Origin of the sequence: Oscillibacter sp. CU971, assembly GCF_905219725.1 — a bacterium.
Lineage (GTDB): Bacteria > Bacillota > Clostridia > Oscillospirales > Oscillospiraceae > Oscillibacter.
This window is the reverse complement of record NZ_CAJMXG010000046.1, coordinates 1-16,224: the sequence shown is the minus strand read 5'-3', so window position 1 is coordinate 16,224 and position 16,224 is coordinate 1. Positions and strand designations below refer to the sequence as shown.

The window sequence follows — 16,224 nt, the reverse complement described above, 5'->3', positions numbered from 1 at the left end:
TCCTTCAGCAGGTCCCGGATTTCCGTCAGCAGCTTCTCCTCGGGGGAGGGGCCCGGCGGGGGCGGGGGAGCGGCTTCCTTCTTCTTGTGGAAACGGTTCAGGGCTTTTACCAGGCAGAAGACCACAAAGGCCATGATGAGGAAGTTCAGGACCGCCTGGATGAAGTTGCCGTAGGTGACCACGGCGGGGCCAATGTTCAGCGTCAGCTCGGCAAACGAGACGGAGCTGGTGAAGATGCCCAGCACCGGCATCACGATGTCGTTAATCAGGGAGTTGGTGATGTTGGAAAACGCTCCGCCGATGATGACGCCCACCGCCATGTCCATGACGTTCCCCCGGGCGATGAAGGTTTTGAATTCCGCCAGGAAGCCGGAGGTCTTTTCTGCCATAATTCGATTCCCTTTCGTATAAAGTGATAAAATCTCTACGGACAGGAGGACCTTATCCGCCCGGCCGGACCCGCAGGGCGGGGTCCAGCACCCTTGCCAGCATGATGGCGGCCTGGGCCCGGGTCAGCTCTTTGTCCCCGCCGAAGTTCCCGGCCTGGTCCACCCCGGTGAGGACGCCCGCCTGATAGAGCCGGAGGATGGCGGCGGCGTCCTGGGTTTCATCTGGGTTTACGTNGGGGACGTCCACCGTCNCATTGAGGATTTCCAGCTCCCCCGCGCTCCGCTCCACCAGCCAGGCGNAGAGGGAGCGGGTGGCGTTGTCCTTGGAGAAGCGGACCGCCGGGTCGTAGCCGCTGCCGTCTCCGTTGTTCCCGTTGCTGGCCCGGTAGACCAGTTCGCCGTCGAAGTTCATGACTCCCTCGCTGCCCAGGTAGAAGACGGCGGGGAACCACCAGGCTTTCTTGTACTGCTCCACATACTGTATGCCGGGGAGCATGGTAAAGGAGGCCGCGTCCGGGTCCGTGAAGCGGTAGCCCGTTCCCACGTAGCCCTGGTTCATTGTTCCGGGTACGCTTTGGTGGGATTCCTTCACGCCCTGGAAGGTTTTGACGTGGTTATAGCCCTCAAAGCCGATTTCCAGCTTGCAGGTTTCCGGCAGTTCGGACCCGTCGCTCTCATAAGCAGCGCCGATGTACACGCTTTCTCCGACGGCGTTGCAGGCGGGGATTTCCTCCATGGTAAAGAAAATGAGTTTGTTTCCATTCTCGTCATAGAACCGGAGGTAAGGCTGACCCAGGTCCGGCAGGTCTGGGACCGTGCCGCCGCCGTTTTGGAGATTGTACAGCCGCGCCGCCAGCACCACCAGCTGAGCCACGTTCNGCTTTCCCTGTGGGCTGAATGTTGTTTCAGAGGTGCCGTTCATCAAGCCCCGCTCGTAACAGAGCTGAATAGCCTCATAGGAGGCGCTTCCCTCCNCCACGTCGGAANAGCCGGGGTAGGCCCGCCCGGTATCCGCTGCGGCGCAAGGGATACAGAGGACAGACAGGAATACAGCCGTTAAAATCAGTCCGGCAATACGTTTCATCGTTCAAGTCCTTTCTATCGGCTCCAGACGGGTGGTTACTTTTTCTCGAGAGAAAAAGTAACCAAAAAGAGCTTTATTACGCTCTATACCCCGGTTTTTATCCGGGATTTGTTGCGCGACAACCAAGCCTCAGCAGATCGGGACCAGTTTTTCGGTTCCGCCCATGTAGGGGCGCAGGACCTCGGGGATTAGGACCGTGCCGTCGGCCTGGAGATTATTCTCCAGGAAGGCGATCAGCATCCGGGGCGGGGCCACGCAGGTGTTATTGAGAGTGTGGCACAGCTGGGTCTTGCCGGACTCGTCCTTGTAGCGGATGCGCAGCCGCCGGGCCTGGGCGTCGCCCAGGTTGGNGCAGGAGCAGACCTCAAAATACTTTTGCTGCCGGGGGGACCAGGCCTCGATGTCGCAGGACTTGACCTTCAAGTCCGCCAGGTCGCCGGAGCAGCACTCCAGCTGCCGCACAGGGATGTCCAGGGACCGGAACAGCTCCACGGAGAACTGCCACAGCTTTTCGTACCACATGGGGGACTCCTCGGGCTTGCAGACCACAATCATCTCCTGCTTTTCAAACTGGTGGATGCGGTACACGCCCCGCTCCTCGATGCCGTGGGCGCCCTTCTCCTTGCGGAAGCAGGGGGAATAGGAGGTCAGAGTCTGGGGCAGGTTCCCGGCGGGGAGAATCTGGTCGATGAACCGGCCGATCATGGAGTGTTCGCTGGTGCCGATGAGGTAGAGGTCCTCGCCCTCGATGTTGTACATCATGCCGTCCATGTCCGTCTGGCTCATGACGCCCTCCACCACGTTTCCGTGAATCATGAAGGGGGGAATGCAGTAGGTAAAGCCCTTGCCGATCATGAAGTCCCGGCCATAGGCCAGCACCGCCTCGTGGAGCCGGGCGATGTCGCCCAGGAGGTAATAGAAGCCGTTTCCGGAGACCNGGCCCGCCGCGTCCAGGTNGATGCCGCCGAAGGACTCCATAATTTCCGTGTGATNGGGGATGGGGCAGTCCGGGGNCTTGGCTTCGCCGAAGCGCTGGACCTNNACGTTTTCGCTGTCGTCCTNGCCAATGGGGACGGAGGGGTCGATGATCTGGGGAATCAGCAGCATGCGCTTGTGGAGCTCCGCCTCCAGCTCGTTTTCCTGCTTCTCAAGCTCGGCCAGGCGGTCCGCCTGTTCCTTCACCTGGGCCTTGACGGCCTCGGCCTCCTGGAGCTTGGAGGGGTCCTTTTTGGACTGGCCCATGAGCATGCCGATTTGCTTGGAGAGGGTGTTGCGGTTGGAGCGGAGCTGGTCCGCCTCGGCGATGGCGGCGCGGCGCTTGGCGTCCAGGTCGATGACCTCGTCCACCAGGGGGAGCTTGCTGTCCTGGAATTTCTTTTGGATGTTCTCCTTGACGGCCTCGGGGTTCTCCCGGATGAAGCGGATATCAAGCATGATGATTTCCTTCTTTCGTTTAAATTAAACTCGTTTGGAGTGTTTCACGTGAAACGGAGGNGTTGCTTTCTCCTCTCTCAGCCGGACGCCAGCAATGGCTGGAATATCTCCGCCAAAGCCTCTCCGGTTTCCCTGGAATCCGCCACCCAGAGGGTGAGATTCCGGCTGGAATAAAGAGAGTGGTACGTCCACTCGTCAATGAAAAATTGCACTTGGACACGGCCTCCGCCCGGNNTGTANAGAGAGAATAGAATGTGCAGGTCCCCGTCATGGGTGACGCGGCCAGTGATGGTGCGCNCCGGTATAAGCTGGAGCAGAATATTCCAGGGCGGCCGGCGGAACCGAAGGGCTTCGATGGCTTCCAGGGCCGCGTCCCACTCCGGGTCCTCCGGGGAGAACCATTGAATGGGGGAGTCTCTGCCTTGTTCCCCCAGCTCCCGCAGGGAAATGTCTATGCTGTCCGGCTCCTTCATTCCAGGGGCCAGTGTGTAGATGTCCACAGGCCGGGAATACCACGCCGCCCATAAAACCAATGCCAAGGCGGCAGCCAGAGCCCTCCGGTGAGCCTTGATCCAAGTNATAGGCGTTCTTTTTCGGTTCATTGGCCTCCCCTTTCTGTCAGGAGGCGGCACCGTCCGTTTCCTGAGCCTCCGCCTCCCGGGTCTCCACGGCCTCCTTCAGCTGGTGATAGCGCTCCCGGGGGGAAACGGTGAGGCCCAGCTCCCGCTCGGAGGGGGGGAGGTTGTCGCTGAGGCAGACCGCCAGGTCCTCTTCTTCCATGCGGTCGATGACCTTCCGGCNNTTCTCCAGGTTTTCCTGGCGGTAGAGCCGTTCCAGGGTGTAGAGATTCGCCAGGGCCTGGTACTGCCGGTTATAGGCCTCCCGCTCGCTGTCCCGCAGGCTGGCCTCCCGCTCCAGCTCCTCAATTTCATCCTGGGCCTCCTCCAGCTCGTCCTGGAGGGTCAGCATCTTGTCCTGCACGCTCCGCATGGCCGTGACGGAGCTCTGGAGCTCTCCGATGGCCTCCGTATTGCTCCGCTGGTGGGAGGCGAAGNACCAGGCCATCAGCAAAAAGGCCGCGATGAACAGGACCATGATATAGACCACCACCGGCTTCTTTCCCTTGNNGGTCAAATCCTCCTCCGGCTCCATGGGGCCGCCTTGACTTCGCTTTTCCAAATTCATGCCTCCGGTCCTTTCCGGCTGGTTTTCAGGAGGGCCAGGGCCTCCAGCAGATCGTTCAGATCGTCCAGGCCGTAATATTCCAGCTCAATCCGGCCCTTTTTCCGGCCCGTGACGATTTTCACGCCCCTCCCCAGGCGGGAGGCCAGGGAGCGCTGGGCCTCGGCGGCGTAGTCCACTTCCTTGGGGGGCTCGGGAATCTCCGGTTCCTCCGCGGGTTCGGCAAGCAGCTTCTTGGCCAGGACCTCCGTCTGCCGGACGGAGAGCTGGCCCTGGACCACGGTTTCCGCCGCCTTGGTTTGCAGGGCGGGGGAGAGGGGAAGCAGGGCCCGGGCATGTCCGGCGGAGAGGCTTCCTTCCTCCACCAGCTTCCGCACGCCGGGCTGGAGGCCCAAAAGCCGCATGGCGTTGGCCACGGCGCTGCGGGACTTGCCCACCCGCCGGGCGGCCTCCTCCTGGGTCATGTGATAGGTTTGAATCAAAGACTGGTAGCCCGCGGCCTCCTCCATGGGGTTCAAATCCTCCCGCTGGAGGTTCTCTACCAACGCCAGCTCCGCCGCCTTCTGGTCGTCGGCCTCAATGACCACGGCGGGAATCTCCGTGAGGCCCGCCAGCCGGGCGGCCCGCCAGCGGCGCTCCCCGGCGATGATCTGGTAATAGCCNGAGGACAGCTTCCGCACCGTCAGGGGCTGAATGACCCCGTGCTCCCGGATGGAATCCGCCAGCTCCGCCAANGCGTCCTCGTCAAAGAGCTTCCGGGGCTGGGCGGAATAACTTTCCACCTGGGAAATGGGCAGGTACAGATTTCCGGCGGCTTCCGGCTTCAATACGTCGTCTCCCAGCCGGGCGCCCAACNCCCGGCCCAGGCCGGAGGGCTTTTTGTTTGCCATAACACGCACTCCTTTCAAAAAGGTGGTTTATTTCAGGAACTCCGCCGCGAAAGCCGCATAGGCGTCGGCCCCCGGGGAAGCCCGGTCGTAGGCGCTGATGGGCTTGCCGTGGCTGGGGGCCTCGGAAAGGCGGTTGTTCCGGGGAATCACCGAGGCGTAGACCTTGCCGGGGAAGTAGTGCTTCACTTCCTCCGCCACCTGGAGAGAGAGGTTCGTCCGTCCGTCGAACATGGTNAGCAGCACCNCCTCCAGCTCCAGGGAGGGATTCAGGGACCGCCGCACCAGCCGGACGGTGTTCATCAAATCGGAAAGCCCCTCCAGGGCGAAGTACTCGCACTGCACCGNCACCAGAATGGAGTCCGCCGNGCACAGGGCGTTCAGCTTTAAAAGCTCCAGGGAGGGAGGGCAGTCGATGAGAATGAAGTCATAGTCCTCCCGCAGGGAGGAGAGGGCATCCTTCAGCAGGAATTCCCGCCGCTCCATGCCGATGAGCTCCACCCCCGCCCCCGCCAGGGCCTTGTTGGAGGGGAGCACGTCCCCGTAACGGGTGCGGGACACCGTCTCGGCGGCGGGCAGCTCCCCGATGACGGCGGAATAGACCCCCTTGGAAACCGTCTTGTCCACTCCCATGCCGGAAGTGGCGTTGGCCTGGGGGTCGAAGTCGCAGAGGAGGACTCTTTTTCCCGCCTCTGTCAAAGCGGCGGCCAGGTTCACACAGGTAGTGGTTTTCCCCACGCCGCCCTTTTGATTCACAACAGCGATGATTTTCGCCACAAGAACACCTACTTTCTTTCGAAATTTCATTATAACAAGGCTGCCCCGGCCTTGCAAGGCCAAAACCCACAATTTTCTGAAAATTTGGGGGAAGATGTAGAAAGTTTCACGTGAAACAAGGAGGGCCCGCCGAAAACGGCGGGCCCTTGGCGTTTCACGTGAAACAATTCTTTATTTCGATCGCCTCAGCCCCGGCCCAGCAGCCGGACGCTGTAGGGAGGGACGGAGGCCGTCTCTCCGGAAAGGCTCTCCCCGGTGCAAAGGTCCCGGAAGCCGCCCCCCGGCAGGGAGACGGTCCGCTCCTCCGGCCCGGCGTTTACCAGGGTGGCGGTGGCCTCGTCACAGGTTTCCCGGACAAAGGCCAGCAGGGGGCCCTGGGCCTCCAGCCAGCGGAGCGCTCCCCGGCGCAGGGAAGCCCGGTCCTTCCGCAGCTGCCCCAGCCGGCGGAACCAGGCCAGAAGCGCCTGGTTTTCATGGCCCCAGGGATAGGTCCGGCGGTTGAAGGGGTCCGCCGCGCCCTCCATGCCGGCCTCGTCCCCGTAATAGACCATGGGGGAGCCGGGGAAGGTGAAGAGGATGGCCGCCGCCACATGGAGCCGCTCCAGGCCCGCCTCCCGCTGGACAGGGGAGAGGTGGAAGGTAGACTGGGCGTCCCGGCCCTCCGGCAGGGGGACGCCGCCCAGTACCGTGAGGACCCGGGGGGTGTCATGGGTGCCCAGGAAGTTCATGGCGGAGTAGAAGGCGCCGGGAGGGTAATTCTCCCGGATGGTCTCCATGGCCTCCTTGAAANCCTCCGCCGGGCCGTCCAGCANGTAGTTCAGCAGGGCGGTGCGGAAGGGGTAGTTCATTACCCCGTGGAGCTCCTTCCCCTGGAGGTACTTCCGGCGGCGGNAGNNGGAGATTTTATTGCTGGCGTCCTCCCAGACCTCGCCGATGACCATGGCGTCGGGGTCCGTTTCCTCCACGGCGGCGCGGAGCTGTTCAATGAACTCGTCGGGGAGCTCGTCCGCCACATCCAGCCGCCANCCGGAGGCCCCGGCCCGGAGCCAGCGCTTCNCGATGGAATCCTGTCCGGTGATGATATAGTTTACGTAGTCCGGGCAGTCCTCCCGGACGTTGGGCAGGGTGCTGATGCCCCACCAGGCGTCATAGGACCCGGGCCAGTCGCTGAACTGGAACCAGTGGTAATAGGGGCTGTCCTGGCTCTGGGCCGCGCCCAGGGTGGGATAGAAGCCGTCGGCGTTGAAGTAGACGCTTTGGGAGCCGGTGTGGTTAAACACGCCGTCCAGCAAAACCCGGATGCCCTTTTCCCGGGCCTTGGCGCAAAGGCGCGTGAAGTCCTCCTCCGTGCCCAGCATGGGGTCGATTTTCGTATAGTCCGCCGTGTTGTAGCGGTGGTTGGAGGCGGACTCGAAAATGGGGCAGAAGTAAAGGGTGGTGACGCCCAGGGCCGCCAAGTCGTCCAGGTGGGCGGCCACGCCCGCCAGGGAGCCGCCGAAGAAGTCCCGGTTCTTCACCTCGCCNTCCTCCGGCCTCCAGGCGGGGAGGTCGTCCCANTCCTGGTGCACCCAGCGTTCTCCAATAAGCCCAGCCGGGTCCGGGNGGTNCAAANNGCAGTAGNGNTCCGGGAAGATCTGATAGGTCACCCCCTCGCCGAACCAGGCGGGGGTGCGGCTCTCCTCATAGACGGTGAGCTGCCAGGGAATGGGGTCCCCCGTGCTGCGGTAGCCGGTCTTGTCCAAAAGACAGCCGGTGCCGTCGTCCCGCCAGAAGCGGAACCAGTACCACGNCAGCTCCGGCGTTTGGAAGGGGATGAGGGAGAGGGAAAAGACGGCCCGGTCCTCCTGAAAGCCGGTAAAGGGCAGCTCCGCCTCCATCTCGTGCCCGGCAAACTCCNGGCGGATGACGACGGAACAGTGGGTGAACCCCTCGCTGGAGAGGGGGCGGCAGGTGAGGGACCACTCCTTCCCGCAGAGGAGGGCGCCATAGGGCTGCTTGTACCGGGGATCGCGGGAGTCGAAGACGGAANGTGTGTTCATGGGAAAAACTCCTTGTTTGTTAAAATAAGGGGTTCCAACAAATGACATTTTTTTACTGCTCGCTTTTCGGGGGAAAAAGGCCGGGGAAACCCGGCCTCTGTGGGGCCCGGTCCCCAGACCGGGCCATTGGGGCTGAGGGAGGAATGGCCTGACCGGGCCCCCGCAAGGGGGATGCGATATCCGTAAGCGGCAAAGCCGCTAAGGGGTATCCAAGGGTCAGGCCCCACAAAGGACGTTTCACGTGAAACNCTCCGCAGGGGCGGATACACAGGTCCGCCCCTACAGGGAAGCGGGACATCCGGCTAAGGCNAAAGCTGGTTCTCCCCGGTAANGGCGACGGTGTCCTCCGGGGGGGTGAAGTAGGCGTTGAGGATATTCACCGCCGTGGAGGCCAGGGCCGCGCCGGCGTCCGCCCGCTCGATGGCGATGGCGACCGCGATCTCCGGGTCGTCGTAAGGGGCGAAGCAGACGAAGACGCCGTGGTTTTTCGTGTCCGCCCGGACCTGGGAGGTGCCGGTCTTGGCCCCGGCGGAGACCACGCAGTTCCGGAAATAGGGGGAGAGGGTGCCCTCTACCAGGCCCTTCATGCCCTCCTTCACCGCCCGGAGGTTTTCGTCGCTGATGTCGATTTCGTTAATGGGCTCCGTGTTCCCCACGGCTACGACCTNCGAATTGTCATAGGTCTTGGCGGTTTTCAGCAAATGGGCCTGACAGNGCNTCCCGCNGGAGANNAGGGTGGNGACATAGTTGGCCAGCTGGAGGGGGGAGTAGAGCTGGTTGGACTGGCCGAAGGCCGCCCAAGNGGCCTGGTTCTGGCCCTGGGGGTTCTCCGGCAGGAGTCCGGCGGTCTCGGGAATCTCGATGCCCGTCTTTTCCCCCAGGCCGAACTGGACCAGGTATTTCCGAAGCCCCTCCATTTCCAGGCGGTAGCCCATTTCGGCGAAAAAGTAGTTGCAGGAGTTGGTAATGGCCCCGGTGACGTTCAGGCTCCCGTGGCCCGAGCGCTTCCAGCAGTTGGCGTAGCTGTTGGCCTCGTCCCCCGGGTAGCGCCAGGAGCCNGTGTCCTTGATTTTCTNTTNTAGGGTTACCTTCCCGTCCANCAGGGCCGCCATGGCGGTAAAGGGCTTCAAGGTGGAGCCGGGGGGATATTTGCCCTCCGCGGCCCGGTTGAAGAGGGGGGCCTGCGGGTCGCTGCTGACGNCGACGTAGTTCTCTTCGGTCCGGCGGAANGAAGCCAGATCATAGGAGGGATAGGAGGCCAGGGCCAGCACCTCGCCGGTGCCCACCCGCACCACCGCCGCCCCGGCGCCCCGCTTCTCGTCGCCGTCGGCGTTGAGGCGGGTGACGGTTTCCGCCAGGCAGTCCTCCACCTGGGACTGGAAATTGAGGTCGATGGTCAGCTCCACGGTGTTGCCGGGGACAGGCTCTGTGGAGTAGTATTCCCCGGTGACCTTCCCCTCGTCGTTGGTGGCCACCATGCGGCGGCCGTCCTTGCCCCGCAGGTACTCCTCAAAGGCCAGCTCCGCCCCCACCTTGCCGATGAGGTCGTCGTAGTCATAGCCCTTTTCCTTTAAAGAGGGGTAGTCGTCCTCAATGGTGATGCTGCTGACATAGCCCAGAATGTGGGCGGCATAGGGGGTCTCATACTCCCGGACGGAGGAGAGGGTCACCTTGGCCCCGGCGTAGTTCCCGTCGCTGAGGAGGGAGATGAAGGGGGTGTCGATGTCCCGGACCAGCACGTAGGCCGCGTAGTTGTCCAGCTTCCGGTCGGAAAGCTCGTACTGGACCCCCAGCACCATCCGGGCCTGGGTCATGGTGTACTGCTCGGGGAGGCCCAGCTCCCCCCGCATGGCGCCGATGAGCTGGGCGGGGGTGACGCCGGCGTCCATCAGCAAAGCCTCCGTCAGATCGTCGGGGACCAGGCGGTCCAGCAGGGCCTGGGCCCGCTTCTTGGGGGAGAGCTCCTCCATAGGCGCGGCCCCCTCCTCCGGCTCGGGCTCCGGGNTGGAGACCGNCTCCGGGTGGCGGAGGAGGTATTCCCCCAAAGCCTCGGCGCAGGGCTTGAGGGTCTTGAGGTAGGCGAGAAACAGCATCTTCTGCTGTTTGTCCATCTGATTCACGGTGTAGGCGTAGGGGGCCAGCCGGGAGATGGGGAGGTTGTCGCTCCAGGCCACGCCCTCCGCCTGGCAGAGCTGGACCAGGCGGAGAATGGCCTCGTTGCTGTCTTCCCCCGGGCGGAGGAGGTCCGCGTCGAAGGTCAAATCATAGGTGGAGCGGTTGGAGACCAGGGGCTTTCCGTTGCGGTCGGTGAGGATGCCCCGGGAGGCCTCCACCTTCTCCGACCGCACGATGGAGCGGATGGCCTTGGCGGCGTATTCATCGTGGTGGATGACCTGCACGTCGTAGAGCACGAAAAAATAGGTGATCAATACCAGCACCAGGAGGGCGGTGAGCAGATAGAGGCGGGCATTTTGCATTTCCTTGCGGTCCATAGGGCGCCTTTCTATTTGGAAATCAGTCGTCGAAACGGGTTTTTCGGAAGACGGAGCGGTAAAGCAGCGTCAGGGGAATGACAAAGGGAGCGGCTGCGCAGAACTCCCGGACCATAACCAGGGCTCCGGCCTCCCAGGCGGCGGCGCCCTGCATCCAGAGAATCAGGCAGCGAAAGCTGCCGTGGAGCAGGAAGGCGGCGGCGGCGGAGACAAAGGAGCAGAGGAACCCGGCGGGGAGCCAGCTCTGGGACAGCAGCCCGGCGCAGAGGCCCGCCAGGGGGAAAATCAGGGTGTAGAGGCAGGGGACGGGCCCCGGCAAAAGCAGGTCGGAGACCAGCCCCACGCACAAGGAGAAGATGGACCCGGCAAGGGGCCCCTCATAGGTGGCGGGAATGGCCGCCAGAAGGGGATAGAGAAAGGGAAGGACTCCCCAGAATTCCAGCCGCTGGAGGAAGCCCGTCTGCACCAGCAGGCACAGGGCCGTGGCGGNGGCGTACAGGGACCATTTGAAGATGGTTTCGTTTCTCGCAATCATAAAAGAGCCTCCGCCCGTCAGGTGACAATTTCAAAGGACTTGATGACGAAAACCTCCGTCAGGGCGTCCAGGTCCGCCGCCGGGGCCAAGNTGGCGTAGGAGGCCGCGCCGGAGTCGTCCACCTGGACTTGCTCCTCAGAGCCGATGACCAGGCCGGAGGGATAGTAGCCGCCCAGGCCGGAGGTCACCACCACGTCCCCCGCCAGGGGGGCGCGGTCCGCCGGGAGGTATTCCAGCCGCAGGCGCTTTTCCCCCATCAAGGAGAAGTCCCCCCGGGCAATNCCTAAGTCCTTGGTCCGGAATATCTGAGCGCCCAAAGAGGTGTCCGTGTCCACCAGGGTCAGCACCGTGGACCAGTTAGTCCCCGCCTGGGAGACGACGCCCACCAGATTGCCGCACTCGTCGATGACGCAGTCCCCCGCCTCGACGCCCAGGGAGGTCCCCTTGTTCAGCGTCAGGGAAGAGGTCCAGTTNNTCACCGCGTGCTCCGTGACCATGCAGGCCTCGAAGTCCGTCAGGTCCCGGCGCTGCTTCGTCAGGTTCAGCAGCTCCCGGAGCTTGGCGTTCTCCTCCACGTCCGCCTTGGCCTGGCGGATGGTCTCCTCCATTTTGGCAATCTGCTGGCGGAGGGCGGCGTTTTCCGCCTGGAGATCCGTGGNGTCCTTATAATAATTTTGCAGGTCGTTGAACCAGTTGGCCACCGCCGTGTACCCGGCCCGGAAGGGGGAGACGAGCATTCCCGTCAGGTTTTCCAGCGGGGAGGAATTGGCGCTGAGCACCGACATCACCGCCATGGCCACCGACAAAACGGCGGCGGCGAAAAGCACCCAGAGCCCATGCTGTTTCAGGAAATTTTTCAATCCAATCACCTATATGAAGGTCAAAGATAAGGAGGAAACAAGTTACAGCAGGGAAACGCCGAACCGCTCCAGCATCCGGGCAAGGCGCAGCACGGGGAGGCCCATGACGTTGAAGAAGTCTCCCTCCAGCCGCTCCACCAGCAGGGCCCCCCGGCCCTGGACCCCGTAGGCCCCGGCCTTGTCCATGGGCTCTCCGGTGGCGATGTAGCGGCGGAGCTCCTCCTCCGAGGCGGGGCGGAAGAAGNCGTCCGTGGATTCCGTTTCCGTCAGCCGCCGGNTTCCCCGGCAGACGGAGACGCCGGTGCAGACGGTGTGCTTCCGTCCCTGAAGGGCGGTGAGCATTTCCAGGGCGTGGGCCTCGTCCCGGGGCTTGCCCAGGCGCTGCTCGTCCAGGAAAACCATGGTGTCCGCNGTNANGACAATGTCCTCCGGCCCGCAGAGCCCGGCGGCGNCCTCCGCCTTCTCCCGGGAGATGTAGGAGACTACCTCCTGGGGGGAGAGCCCCTCGGGGAAGTTTTCCTCCACCTCCGGCACCCGGACCACAAAATCCGTCACTCCAATGCGCTCCAAGAGNNCCCGCCGCCGGGGGGAGCCGGAGGCCAGTACAATCTGTGCCATATATGATACCTCTTAATGAATAGCAGATTTGATGACGAGCTCANAGCGGCGGCATGTTCCGGTCNGCCGCGCCGTTGCNAATCGCATCGCAGCTCCGAAATTCGCGAGTCAAGAGAATGCTGGGTTGCCGTCGCTCCAGTTTGGAAAAGCTCCAGACTACCAGGGCGTGTTAAAGTTCTTTTGGTAACTTTTCTTTCAAGAAAAGTTACACCCCGGTGGAGCCGAAGCCGCCCCGGTCGGGGCCCTCCAGCCGTTTCACCCGGGTAAAGACCAGGGGGGGGCTGGTTCTCCACAATGCGGAATTGGCAAAGCCGGGTGTTTTTCGGGATGCGCACATCCCGGGTGGCGTAGGCGGGCCAGCGCCATTGATCCCCGTCTCCCCGGTAGGAGCCGTCCACCACCCCCATGGAGTTGGCCTGCAACAATCCGTAGTTTTTAAAGGTGGAGCTCCGGGGAACCACATGGGCCTCGTACCCCTCCGGCAGAGCCGCAGCAATGCCCAGGGGAATCAGGCAAAACTCCCCGGCCTTCAGGGCCACGTCCTCCGCCGCCCGCAGATCCATCCAGTCGGANNCGGGNACACAGCAAAGCTCTTCCAGGTCCTCCACAAAATATTTGACCTTAACTTCCTTGCTCTCTCTCATCATAACGCTCCTGTGCAATTCTATTTTGTAGCATTTTGCCGAAAATCAACGGTTTGTATTCACTCCACACCTCGCTGATAGAGTCCCCGGGTGAATTCCCCGGCGGCGGGCGCGCCCTCTTGATAGGCCCGGCAGAGGCGGGCGCAGTCCTCCGGGCTCTCCGTCGTGAAGCGGAGGCGGGCGTAGCAAAGGCCCAATTGCCGCCAGTCCGGCCGGTCCGCCAGGTAGAGGGGACGGCTGTTCTGCACCTCCGTCCGGTGGCCGAAGGCGGGGAGGAGGGGGAAGGCCGCGCCGGTGCGGTCATTTAGNAAGTTGGGCNGGTCGCAGCGGCAGCCGGCGCTGTTTTGAATCAGGCAGTTCTCCGTAATCATCAGGGGAAGCCGCCCGTAGACAANNGCCTCCGCCGGGAGCAGCTTTTTCATGTCCCGAATCTGGGAAAAGCGGAGCTCGAAGGAAAGACAGGCGGACTCCAGCCCCTTCTCCCGGAGGTAGTCCAGGGAACGGCTGTTGAAGACGTTCAGACCGTAGTCCCCATAGAGCCGCCAGCCGCCGTCCCGGGCCAGGGGAAAGTGGCCCAGGTTCCCCAGCAGCAGCCCGGAAGCCCCCAGGGCCCGGGCCTTGTCCAGCCAGCGGCGGAGCAGGTCCTCGTCCCGGTCCCGCCAGACCCGGGGAAGGATCGCGCAGTACTCCGCCTCCGTCTCCGGCAGGGAGGGCAGGTCCGCCAGCAGCTCCAGGGGCAGATACACCCGGGCGGGGCGGAGGTCCAGCACGCCTCCCGTCAGCTGGGCGGCAGTAAGCAGGGAAACCGTAAACCGGGGCTCCTCCTGGGAGCAGTCCGCCTCCGGCAGGGGAGGCGGGGGGAAGTGCTCCCGCCGCTTCGGCGGCTGGGACCGGGCGGCGCTGAGGGCTTCCAAAGCCTCCCGCCGCAAGGCGTTCACCGCGGCGGCGGAGAGGGACAGGCCGGGGTCCGCATATGCGTCCGCACGCTCACAGCGGTAGGGGGTCCCCCCGGTTTTGCCCAGCCGGGCGGCCAGGTCCTCCGGCGTCAGGGCCCGGTTCCGGGCGGCCTCCGGCAGAGGCCCGGAGACGGTGACGGCGCGGCCCTCCGGGTCTTCCGCCGTGAGAAGGCAGGGCTTTCCCGCCTCCACCCGGCAGGTAAAGCGGACGGGAACCCGGCCCTCCTCCCGGCGGGGGGCTTCCACAGCGGGGGCGGCCTCCGCGTTCTCCGGGCGGAAGCCCAGCATCTCCGGACCCTTCGTCCCCCGCCAATAGGCGTCGGTGAAGCCGGAGCGGGAAAAGGCCCGCTCCAGGGTTTCCCGCTCCTGGGCCGTGGGCTTCCGCCCCTCCTCCAGAAGCCGGGCGTAGATGCCCGTCACGGCGGCCACATAGCCGGGGCGGCGCATCCGCCCCTCGATTTTCAGGCAGGAGACTCCCATCTCCGCCATCTCTCCCAAGTGGTCCGCCATGCAGGAGTCCTTAAGGCTCAGGGGCCGCTGATTCTTCGCCGCCTCGTTTACCCCATAGGGCAGGCGGCAGGGCTGGGCGCAGCGCCCCCGGTTGCCGGAGCGCCCGCCAATCAGGGCGCTCATGGCGCACTGGCCGGAGTAGCACATGCACAGCGCCCCATGGACAAAGGCCTCCANCTGGGCGGGGCAGCTTGCGCAGATCGCCGCCGTCTCCTCCTTGGAGCACTCCCGGGCCAGCACCACCCGCTCACAGCCGTCCGCGGCAATCTCACAGGCCCCGCCGGAGGTGAAGACGCTCATCTGGGTGCTGGCGTGAAGGGGCAGATCCGGCAGAGTGCGCCGGAGCAGGTCAAAAAGGCCCCAGTCCTGGACCAGCACCGCGTCCACCCCCAGCCGGGAGGCGGTCCGGGCGGTTTCCAGAGCCTCGGGCAGCTCCCGGTCCGAGAGGAGAATGTTCAAGGTGAGAAAGACCCGGACCCCCCGGATATGGCACCAGGCCACCGCCTGGGCAAACTCCTCCTGGGAAAAGTTCTGAGCCCCCCGGCGGGCGTTGAAGGCTCCCCAGCCCAGGTATACGGCCCCGGCGCCGCCCTCCGCGGCGGCCCGCAGGGCCTCCGGCGATCCGGCGGGGGCCAGCAGCTCCGGCCTCACTTAGAGCCCCGGCTGTCCAGGCGCTGCTGGAGGCGGACCACTTCCCGCTTCAGCTCGCTGACCTGGCTCTGGGCCTTCCCGGCCTCGTCCAGGTAGCCCTTAATCTGGCGGCGGAGCTGCTCGGCGGCGGCCTGGGCCTTGAAGAGCTCGTCGGCGATGTTGGCGGCGGTGAGGACNGCGGCGTCGGTTTTGCCCACCCGGGTGCTGTTGAGCACTTCGTCCATTTTGTCNCCTACGTACGCGCCCACCTTCTGCATGTAGGAGGGGGACTCCTCCGCCACAAAGGTGTAGTCCTCTCCGCAGATGGTCACAACGACTCGGTTTGCCATAAAAGAGACCTCCTTTGCCCCCGGAAAACGGGCTTTCCGGCGGACTGCGTAATTTTACAGCGTACAGTATAGCACACCCGGCGGGGCTTCGCCACAGGAAATTCGGAAGAATCAAAAAAATTTACAAACCTGGAGGCAGGGGCAANANAAGCNCGCCGCGGGTTTCGCGGCGTGCCCAAGATATGACGGCGGCTCAATACCCCACGATGAGCCCCTTTTCCATGGCGTAAAAGCTGNTNAGGCCNCGGCAGNGGACCNGCTCCACGCTCTTTACCGGCAGGTCCTTTAAAATCTGCTCCTTTAGTTTCAAGGCACCCGGCAGATTCTCGCAGTGGCAGACGACGACCTCCGCCCCGGTGCAGTCCTTGCTGTCCTTCATCAGCGCCGTGATGGTCTGGTAGGTCCTGGCCTCCCCCCGGGCCTTGCCCGCCACATGGATGGTGCCCTGGGGGGTGGCGTCGGCGATGACGTGGATGCCCAGGGAGTGGAGCAGGGTCCCAACCAGGGGGCGCATCCGCCCGTTTTTAATAAGGTTGTCGAAGTTCTCCAGGGTGAAGCAGGTCCGCAGCGCCGCCTGGTACAGCCGCAGCTGGGCGCAGATGTCCTCAAAGTCCCCTCCGGCCTCTAAAAGCCGCTTTGCCCGGCGGATTAAGAGGATCATGGCCCCCGCCGTGGCCTTGGAGTCGATGACGCAGATCTCCTTTTCCGGGTGCTCCTCCAGCGCCATGTCCCGGCCCAGGACGGCGGCGTTATAGGTGCCGGAGAGGTTGGCGGAGATGGTGAAGCACACCACCCGGTCCGCCTCCTCAAAGGCCTTGGCAAAGGCGGCGGGGGAGG

At 63.8% G+C, this 16,224-nt stretch carries 13 protein-coding genes; all 13 read right to left on the bottom strand.

Annotated elements, in window-relative coordinates; translation table 11 throughout:
* Positions 1-389, bottom strand: a 389-nt coding sequence (gene mscL / locus JX325_RS05335; RefSeq protein WP_204790129.1) for a large-conductance mechanosensitive channel protein MscL, incomplete at its 3' end; no start/stop codon positions are given.
* Between the two features lie 52 nt (positions 390-441).
* The gene (locus JX325_RS05330) at positions 442-1,473 is read right to left on the bottom strand and encodes an S-layer homology domain-containing protein (protein WP_204790128.1); all 1,032 of its coding nucleotides are present in this window, start codon (positions 1,471-1,473) and stop codon (positions 442-444) included.
* Positions 1,474-1,602: 129 nt separating this feature from the next.
* Positions 1,603-2,907, bottom strand: a complete 1,305-nt coding sequence (gene serS / locus JX325_RS05325) for a serine--tRNA ligase (RefSeq protein ID WP_204790127.1) — start codon at positions 2,905-2,907, stop codon at positions 1,603-1,605.
* A gap of 1,181 nt (positions 2,908-4,088) precedes the next feature.
* Positions 4,089-4,979, bottom strand: a complete 891-nt coding sequence (locus tag JX325_RS05320; protein ID WP_204790126.1) for a ParB/RepB/Spo0J family partition protein — start codon at positions 4,977-4,979, stop codon at positions 4,089-4,091.
* A 27-nt stretch (positions 4,980-5,006) separates the two neighbouring features.
* Positions 5,007-5,753 carry a ParA family protein gene (locus JX325_RS05315; protein ID WP_204790125.1) on the bottom strand — a complete coding sequence of 249 codons (747 nt, stop codon included), beginning with the start codon at positions 5,751-5,753 and terminating at the stop codon, positions 5,007-5,009.
* Between the two features lie 185 nt (positions 5,754-5,938).
* Positions 5,939-7,792, bottom strand: a complete 1,854-nt coding sequence (locus tag JX325_RS05310) for a glycoside hydrolase family 13 protein (protein WP_204790124.1) — start codon at positions 7,790-7,792, stop codon at positions 5,939-5,941.
* 302 nt (positions 7,793-8,094) lie between these two features.
* The gene (locus JX325_RS05305) at positions 8,095-10,284 is read right to left on the bottom strand and encodes a penicillin-binding transpeptidase domain-containing protein (RefSeq protein ID WP_204790123.1); all 2,190 of its coding nucleotides are present in this window, start codon (positions 10,282-10,284) and stop codon (positions 8,095-8,097) included.
* A gap of 552 nt (positions 10,285-10,836) precedes the next feature.
* The gene (gene mreC / locus JX325_RS05300; RefSeq protein ID WP_243413936.1) at positions 10,837-11,688 is read right to left on the bottom strand and encodes a rod shape-determining protein MreC; all 852 of its coding nucleotides are present in this window, start codon (positions 11,686-11,688) and stop codon (positions 10,837-10,839) included.
* A 33-nt stretch (positions 11,689-11,721) separates the two neighbouring features.
* On the bottom strand, positions 11,722-12,297 hold the full coding sequence (locus tag JX325_RS05295; RefSeq protein ID WP_204790121.1) for a nucleoside triphosphate pyrophosphatase: 576 nt from the start codon (positions 12,295-12,297) through the stop codon (positions 11,722-11,724).
* Positions 12,231-12,860, bottom strand: a complete 630-nt coding sequence (locus tag JX325_RS18635; RefSeq protein WP_374220588.1) for a dUTP diphosphatase — start codon at positions 12,858-12,860, stop codon at positions 12,231-12,233. The genes JX325_RS05295 and JX325_RS18635 overlap by 67 nt, the downstream gene beginning before the upstream one ends.
* Positions 12,861-13,000: 140 nt before the next feature.
* Complete coding sequence (locus JX325_RS05285; protein ID WP_204790120.1) at positions 13,001-15,058, bottom strand: U32 family peptidase; 2,058 nt, start codon at positions 15,056-15,058, stop codon at positions 13,001-13,003.
* A complete protein-coding gene (locus JX325_RS05280; RefSeq protein WP_204790119.1) occupies positions 15,055-15,387 on the bottom strand; it encodes a cell division protein ZapA in 333 nt (110 codons plus the stop codon). The genes JX325_RS05285 and JX325_RS05280 overlap by 4 nt, the downstream gene beginning before the upstream one ends.
* Positions 15,388-15,580: 193 nt before the next feature.
* Positions 15,581-16,224, bottom strand: a 644-nt coding sequence (locus JX325_RS05275) for a DegV family protein (RefSeq protein ID WP_204790118.1), incomplete at its 5' end; no start/stop codon positions are given.